This window comes from Amazonocrinis nigriterrae CENA67 (assembly GCF_016056305.1).
Lineage (GTDB): Bacteria > Cyanobacteriota > Cyanobacteriia > Cyanobacteriales > Nostocaceae > Amazonocrinis > Amazonocrinis nigriterrae.
In genome coordinates, this window is the sequence record NZ_JAECZC010000056.1 from 65,204 (window position 1) to 66,787 (window position 1,584).

At 46.3% G+C, this 1,584-nt stretch carries 1 protein-coding gene and 1 other annotated feature; the gene reads left to right on the plus strand.

Annotated features, from left to right (window positions below):
- Nucleotides 1-297 (minus strand) — a sequence feature (16S ribosomal RNA rRNA prediction is too short).
- Between the two features lie 922 nt (nt 298-1,219).
- A complete protein-coding gene (locus tag I8748_RS36330; protein ID WP_404800357.1) occupies nt 1,220-1,387 on the plus strand; it encodes a hypothetical protein in 168 nt (55 codons plus the stop codon).
- Nucleotides 1,388-1,584 lie beyond the last annotated feature (197 nt).

Genomic DNA, 1,584 nt, shown 5'->3' on the forward strand with positions numbered 1-1,584 from the left:
TTGCGGAAAATTCCCCACTGCTGCCTCCCGTAGGAGTCTGGGCCGTGTCTCAGTCCCAGTGTGGCTGATCATCCTCTCAGACCAGCTACTGATCGTCGCCTAGGTGCGCTCTTACCACACCTACTAGCTAATCAGACGCGAGCTCATCTTCAGGCAATAAATCTTTCACCTTCCGGCACATCCGGTATTAGCCACCGTTTCCAGTGGTTGTCCCCGACCTGAAGCTAGATTCTCACGCGTTACTCACCCGTCCGCCACTGTGTCCGAAGACACCGTTCGACTTGCATGTGTTAAGCATACCGCCAGCGTTCATCCTGAGCCAGGATCAAACTCTCCGTTTTGCAATGGAAAGCTTTTATTAGCTCTTTTTGACTGCTTATTTATCCACCTCAGCCTGGTGCTCTCATTTTCTTGACTCAGGCTACTTGTGGTATTATGGCTTTCAAACTATAATATTTTCATGGTTCTGATGCCTTCCGAGCCGCTCTTTCGTGCGCTCTCTGTTCGGCACTTATCCAATATAACTAACCCACTCAAGACTGTCAACTCTTTTCACTAACTATTTTTGACTTTTTTTTCCCAGACGCTAAAACTCCCCACAGCACCCGCTTGTGAGCAACAATGATCTAGGCACTTTCCTCAAAATACAAGGAGGAAGCGTGATTATTTCAGGCAGTAATTCGTCAGCACTATCATATCGAGAACGGGGCAGACATGAATAGATATCTGCTCTCAGGCGATCGCAGTTGTATTGTGACTTAAACAAAAAGTAGCCATAAAAAACACTCAAATGTATATACAGAGAGACTTTGACATCGATTTGCCTAGTTTGTTGATATATCGGGGTTTCAAGCATTTTTGAGCCTTTGGTGTATTCCCCTTGCCCTATATGGGTTTGAGGCTTGTTTCTGCCTCAAAAATGTTTAAGTCCCGGTATATGGTGTTAGATGAGGGTGGTATGTATCGACTTGTCCTTGCGCTTCTACGCTTATGTAATACCAACTTAAATAGGAGACAGGGCAGATAAGGGAAACTGAGAATCATCGTTTAGAGATATCTACCGATGGTTGGTGTGACCTCAATTGAAGTCAAGGAAAGTTTGGATGATTTGGTAGAAAGGTTGCGTCAAGCCGAAACAGCAACAGCAAAAGAACGTTAGCAAGTACTGTACTGGCTCAAACAGGAGAATGCACCGACGAGAACTGCGATCGCCAAAGCCATCGGGAAACATCGCAACACAGTGCAAGCCTGGTTATGTAAATACCGTCATGGTGGACTGGATGAGATGGTGGAACTCAAGCGAACGCTCTTGTGGAGTCAGGGTGATTCCGCAATGGGCACAAGCAGCGTTGGCAAAGCGATTAGAGGAGCCAGAGCAAGGATTTGAAAGCTACGGAGCAGTGCAACAATGGTTAGCACAGAACTTAGCAGTGGAAGCAGAATATCATACCGTGTATCAGATGACCCGTTATCGGCTCCAGGCGAAGCTAAAGTTCCACCACCGCAACACAAAAAGCAGAAGCCGCAACAGCCAGAGTCCTTTAAAAAAAACTTGCAGATGACCTGGAGTTGTTGAGTCAGTAT